The sequence below is a fragment of the Geobacillus zalihae NBRC 101842 genome (assembly GCF_001544135.1).
Classification (GTDB): domain Bacteria; phylum Bacillota; class Bacilli; order Bacillales; family Anoxybacillaceae; genus Geobacillus; species Geobacillus zalihae.
Genome location: NZ_BCPV01000018.1, coordinates 1 through 6,091, shown reverse-complemented (window position 1 = coordinate 6,091; position 6,091 = coordinate 1). Strand labels below are relative to the sequence as shown.

The following is a 6,091-nucleotide window of genomic DNA, read 5'->3' as shown; positions in this document are numbered from 1 at the left end:
AGCAACAAAAACGCGACAATCCCGAGCGGAATGTTAATGTAAAACACCCAGCGCCAGTTGAGATAATCGGTAATATAGGCGCCAAGCAGCGGGCCGAAAATGCTGGACAAGCCAAACACCGCGCCAAACAGCCCGCCCATCTTCCCGCGCTTCTCCGGCGGAAAAATATCAAACATAATCGTAAACGCGATCGGCACGAGCGCCCCGCCGCCGATGCCTTGAATAGCGCGGAAAATGCTGAGCTGGACGATCGTTTGCGCCATGCCGCACAGTACAGAGCCAAACAAAAACACGATCATCCCAAACAGAAAAAATCGCTTCCGTCCGTACATATCGGACAGTTTCCCAAAAATCGGCATCCCCGCCATCTCAGCGACCATATAGGCGGACGTCACCCAAACAAACTGCTTGAGCCCGCCTAAATCAGCGACGATCGTCGCCATGGCGGTCGCCACAATCGTATTGTCCATCGAAGCAACAAAAATGCCGAGCAACAATGCAATGACCACTAACCCTGTTTTCGTTTCTTTGTTCCCCATCGTCCCGTCTCCTTCTACCTTTGTCTTTTTTCTTTTACCGCAGCCTGCTCATCTTGGACAAAAGCCGTACGATATTCCACAATCCCAATCTCGCAGCCCGGACCGATTGTCACCCGATCCCCCCTGACGACCGCGGCTCGTGTATACTCCACATAAATCTCATCTCCTTCAATCACATCCGCTGCCAATACGGCGGGCGAAGAAGAAAAACGGCTCAACCAATGAATCGCGCTCCATTTTTTGCTGCGGGTGATGGAAATCGTCCGCCCCCCGATTTCCTTGACCGAGCTGTCGGCAAAACAAAGGGACAGTTCTACCTGCTCCGCATTCAACGTCTGTCCAATGTGCATGACCCCAGTCATCGCAACACTCTCCGCCTCACAGCTTCCCGACACCGACAGCTCGCCGTAACCGCGGATGGCATCGGCTTCGATGTCCCCCTCCACCTGCACCATCCCGCGCAGCTGAAGATGCCCGAGGCAGGCGTGTCCGCGGATGTCCACTTCCCCGAACACTCCCATTTTCTCCGCCTGCACAGGACCGTCCACGTTCGCCTGGCCAAATAGGCGAAACGTGCGGGCCGCAACTGCTCCTTTCATGTCCGCTGCGCCAAACACCTTCAAGCGGTCGCACTCAATGTCGCCCCGAATTGTCGCATCGCCGCGAATCGTGACGTGATGGAACACACCGCCTCCAGAAAGCGCCGATCCGTTAATGGTTAAATTTCTCTCCGCCATCGTTTTCACCCTTTCTCGATCGTGCCAATTTTCGCCTCTTCATCGCGTTCCAACTTTTCTCGGTATTCAACCCGCTCGATCTCGCACCCTGGCCCGATCACGACGCGACTGCCGCGCACGATTTTCGCCGTGGTATGCTCGAGATGAACGACATCTCCTTCAATGACATCGGCGGTCAACTCAGCTGGGAAAAACCATTTTTTGAACAGCGAACTTCCTTGCCGCTTTACCATAATCGTTTCCCCGCCGATCTCCTTCACGCGGCTCGGGCCCAACAGCTTCACTTCGAGATAGTCCGCGTTCAGCAGCCCGCCGACCGCAAAATGCCCTTCCACCTCCATCCGCTCAGCCGAACAATCGCCACCGATATTGAGCTCGCCATGGACGCGAACCACCTCCGCCGCCCATGAACCTTTCGCCTCCCCGCGGCCGCGAACGGTCGCCTCTTGGCATTGCACATTTTCTTCAATTCTTATGCTCCCGCTCACTTTCATCCACTCACACTCCACCCCGCCTGCCACATTTCCTTTCCCGGCAATATGAACCGTGTTGGCTTTCACGCTCCCTTCCACGGCCGCGTTTCCTTGCACCTGCAGCTCGAGGCAGTCGATGTCGCCGTACAGCTTCCCATTTCCCGACAATTTCACCAAATTGTACAGCCCGCCGGACGCATGACCCGTCCCGGCAATGACCAAATCTCGACGCTCCATCCTTTTATCCCTCCGAAATGGCCAGTTTCAACTCTTCAATATACGTTGGCACGTGCAGCCGCGCAATGAGCTTCGCCCCTTCTTCCACATGCAAAGCTGCTGTCCCTTCCACAAGAAAGGAAACCGTGACCCCCATTTTGCGCAAAACGACAAGCTCGCATGACTTCCCTTGCAATTTTGGATAATGGCTCTTAAACATCATCCATATGTTTTTTCCTTCTTCTATGCTGATCTCACCGGAACGAAGAAGCCGGTCAACGATGTAAAGGGACAGGAGCTCGGCAAAGGACACATCTTGGCGGCCTCCCCATTCATCATCCAACCATTGCATCACCAAATCCGAAACAATGTGACGTTTTATGACTTCCTCTTTCGTCAAGACGACCGCTGCCGGATCAGGCGCAAACACGCCCGCCAGTTCATCGAGCGACAGCTCATCTTTTAATTCTTTGATTTTCTCAATGCGCGCCAAGATTTTTTCTTTCGGGAAAAACGTCTCTTGCCCGGTGAATGTCGATTTTCGAATAAACCATTCTTCCGGAATGAGCTTTTTCCGCTTCCAGCGGTACAGCTGGCCGTACGAAATGCCAGTCAGCTCGAGCAGTTCTTTTTTCGAAATCAATTCTTGTTCCATGAGCCGCTCACCTCCTTCACCACCATAAGCGTAACATAACATTGTTACGTTGTAAAGAGTGTGAAAACAGCAGTGCCATACATATGTCAAAAAACGAACCAAAGCGGTTGACAACTTGCCATCTAGCTCATTACAATGAAACCAACTTTCGCCGGCGATCAGGGGAACAGCATGAAGAAAGGAGAATGAGCCACATGCATTCGACATTACAGAAGCAAATCGCCGCCGCCGCCAAACAAACAAAAGCCGATCTCGTCATCCAAAATGGGAAAATCGTCAACGTGTTCACGCGCGAAATCATCGAAGGAGACCTCGCCATTGTGGAAGGAATGATCGTCGGCATCGGGCGCTATGAAGGAGAGAAAACGATTGACGCCGAGGGCCGCTACATTTGTCCAGGACTGATCGACGGACACGTGCATATCGAATCATCCATGGTTCCTCCGAGCGAATTCGCCCGCGTCGTTCTTCCGCACGGCGTGACGACCGTCATTGCCGATCCGCATGAAATCGCCAATGTCGCCGGTGTGTGCGGCATCCAGTTTATGCTCGATGAGGCAAAACGGACGCCACTCGATGTGTATATGATGCTGCCGTCGTGCGTGCCAGCCGCCTCGTTTGAACGTGCCGGAGCCGTCTTATCCGCCGCGGAACTGGCGCCGTTTTTCAACGATGAGCGAGTGCTCGGATTGGCGGAAGTGATGGACTATCCATCATTACGGGAACAACATCCGTCGATGCTTGACAAACTGGCGCTCGCGGCCAACGCCAACCGCCTGATCGACGGCCATTTGGCGGGGCTTGACGCTGATGCCGTCAACGTCTACCGAAGCGCCCGCATCCATACGGACCATGAATGCGTCACTCCCGACGAAGCGCTGGAACGCGTTCGCCGCGGCATGTACGTGCTCATTCGCCAAGGCTCGGTCGCCAAAGACCTTGAAAAACTTCTCCCCGCCGTCACGGAACACAACGCGCGCCGCTTTCTCTTTTGCACGGATGACAAACATCTTGATGACTTATGGTTTGAAGGCAGCGTCGATCATAACGTGCGGCTCGCCATTCAGGCCGGCCTCGACCCGCTTCTGGCCATCCAAATGGCCACGCTGAACGCCGCAGAGTGCTACCGTTTGCCGACAAAAGGCGCTGTCGCTCCAGGATATGACGCCGACTTTTTGTTCGTTGACGATTTGGAAACATTGAACATCACCCACGTCTTCAAAGCGGGAAGACTAGTGGCCCAACATGGACAGACGGTGTTTCCGGCCGAACGATCGGCAGAAAGCCTTGAACAGCCATTGCTTCACTCCATCCGTTGCCAAGCAGTGGACGAAACCGATCTTCGCATCCCGATGAAAAGAGGAACGAAAGCCCATGTCATCGAGATCATCCCGAACCATTTGCATACGAACCACCTCATCACGGACGTTGATGTCCAGGAAGGGGCTTTCTGCCCGTCGATCGAGCGGGATTTGCTGAAGCTTGTTGTCGTCGAACGCCATCGCGGCCTCGGCATCGGCCTTGGCATCGTCCGCGGCTTCGGATTCAATGCAGGCGCCATCGCTTCTTCGATCGCGCACGACTCACACCATATCATCGCCGCCGGCACAAACGATCGCGACCTCGCCGCCGCCATCGAACAGCTCCGCGAGCAGCACGGCGGCTTGGCGGTCATCAAAGACGGAGCGGTGCTTGCCAGCCTGCCGCTTGAGATCGGCGGTCTAATGACAAGAAAAGACTATACCGAGGTGCTAAGCGGATTGAAGCAGATTGACAAAGCCCTTAAAGCCATCGGCGCCAATGGCTCGTTCAACCCATTCATCACATTGTCCTTCCTCGCCTTGCCGGTCATCCCAGAGCTCAAGCTGACCGACCAAGGATTATTTGATGTAAATAAATGGGAATTTATTCCTGTTGAAGCGGTGTAACCCCTCCCGATTGAGGCTGGCGTTTCAAAGCAAGAGGATTACGGGAGCACCGCCTTACAGCAGGGCGCTCATTCACAACTAAGGTCAACCGCGAAGCAAATCAGTCCCTTCATCCCCCATTGATTGCGGGGATGAAGGGATTTTCTTCACTCCGCCCTTTTTCCTCGATTTTCACAGCGCCATGCGGCATTGGCATAAGCACGTTCCCGCATGATGCATATAGTGAAACAGCAACATGGCCGAAAGGAAGGTGCAAGGAAATTGATCACCATCAGTCTTTGCATGATCGTCAAAAATGAAGAAGACGTCCTTGCCCGCTGTTTGGACAGCGTCCAACATCTCGTAGACGAAATCGTGATTGTGGATACAGGATCAACGGATCGCACGAAAGAAATCGCCCGCTCCTACACCGCACGAGTCATCGACTTTCCTTGGAGCGATGATTTCTCGGCGGCGCGAAACTTCTCCTTTTCCCACGCCACCATGGACTATATTTTTTGGCTGGACGCAGACGACATCTTGCCGGCAGAAGAGCAGACCAAATTTCTCACATTGAAGCGCACCCTTTCTTCTGACATCGACTCCGTCACCATGATTTACAGCCTTGCCCAAGATGAATATGGAAAGACGATCTCGAGCGTCCGCCGAAATCGTCTCGTCAAACGATCCAACGGCTTCCGATGGCATGGGATGGTTCATGAATATCTAGAAGTATGGGGAACGATTCTCAACAGCGATATTACCATTATTCATCAACCGAACCGCTGCGCTTCAGATCGAAATTTGCAAATCTATGAGAAACAGTTGGCACAAGGAAAAGAATTTTCCCCAAGAGATCTGTTTTACTTTGCCAACGAACTGTTCGACCATCAACAATACGAGCGGGCCATTCAGTATTATGAACAGTTTTTGCAGACAAAAAAAGGGTGGGTGGAAGATTGCATCGCCGCCTGCGGAAAGGTAGCGGATTGTTTTGATGCGCTTGGTGATGAAGAACAGGCATTGCGATATGCGCTCCGATCGTTCGAATACGATACCCCTCGGGCTGAATGCTGCTGCCGGCTGGGCTATTACTTCCTTCAGCGCAAGCAATATCGTCTTGCCGCCTTTTGGTACCATTTAGCCACTCAACTCACAATGCCTTCCGACAGCTGGGGATTTGTTCATCATGCTTGCTGGACTTGGCTTCCCCACTTGCAGCTTTGTGTATGTTACTTTTACATGGGCGAGTACGAGTTAGCATACCAACATAACGAAAAAGCCAAACAATACGTTCCTCATCATCCCGCGGTTTTGCACAACGAATGTTTGCTGCAATCCATTCTCGCCGCCGAAAGCACGTTCCACCAAACCGATGAATCGTGATGAAGGGAGGTTATGCCGCTTGTCTGACCGACGTCCTATTCGAGTAAAATGTCTTTCCCCTTTATGCGGAACATGGCCGCCGATTGTAAAAATCTATACCGGACCAACAGGACCCACGGGACCCACAGGGCCTACAGGACCGACTGGACCTCAAGGACCCACGGGACCCATCGGACCT

Annotated in this window: 6 protein-coding genes; 2 read left to right on the top strand and 4 right to left on the bottom strand. The window is 53.2% G+C overall.

Annotated features, from left to right (window positions below; translation table 11 throughout):
- From GZ1_RS07265 to GZ1_RS07250, 4 genes are all read right to left on the bottom strand, one after another.
- The coding region (locus tag GZ1_RS07265; protein ID WP_157074361.1) for an MFS transporter at positions 1–539 on the bottom strand (539 nt) is incomplete at its 3' end.
- A 14-nt stretch (positions 540–553) separates the two neighbouring features.
- The gene (locus GZ1_RS07260) at positions 554–1,276 is read right to left on the bottom strand and encodes a polymer-forming cytoskeletal protein (RefSeq protein WP_060788224.1); all 723 of its coding nucleotides are present in this window, start codon (positions 1,274–1,276) and stop codon (positions 554–556) included.
- 5 nt (positions 1,277–1,281) lie between these two features.
- Entirely contained in the window at positions 1,282–1,986 is a 705-nt protein-coding gene (locus GZ1_RS07255; RefSeq protein ID WP_060788223.1) for a polymer-forming cytoskeletal protein, read from the bottom strand.
- 4 nt (positions 1,987–1,990) lie between these two features.
- The gene (locus tag GZ1_RS07250) at positions 1,991–2,620 is read right to left on the bottom strand and encodes a YhbD family protein (RefSeq protein WP_060788222.1); all 630 of its coding nucleotides are present in this window, start codon (positions 2,618–2,620) and stop codon (positions 1,991–1,993) included.
- Between the two features lie 194 nt (positions 2,621–2,814).
- On the opposite strand from GZ1_RS07250, the gene ade reads away from it, so the two are divergent.
- Together ade and GZ1_RS07240 are read left to right on the top strand one after the other, a co-directional pair.
- Positions 2,815–4,548 carry an adenine deaminase gene (ade, locus tag GZ1_RS07245; RefSeq protein WP_060788221.1) on the top strand — a complete coding sequence of 578 codons (1,734 nt, stop codon included), beginning with the start codon at positions 2,815–2,817 and terminating at the stop codon, positions 4,546–4,548.
- A 210-nt stretch (positions 4,549–4,758) separates the two neighbouring features.
- Positions 4,759–5,913, top strand: coding sequence for a tetratricopeptide repeat-containing glycosyltransferase family 2 protein (locus tag GZ1_RS07240; protein ID WP_014196131.1), 1,155 nt, complete (start codon positions 4,759–4,761; stop codon positions 5,911–5,913).
- The last annotated feature ends 178 nt before the right edge of the window (positions 5,914–6,091 follow it).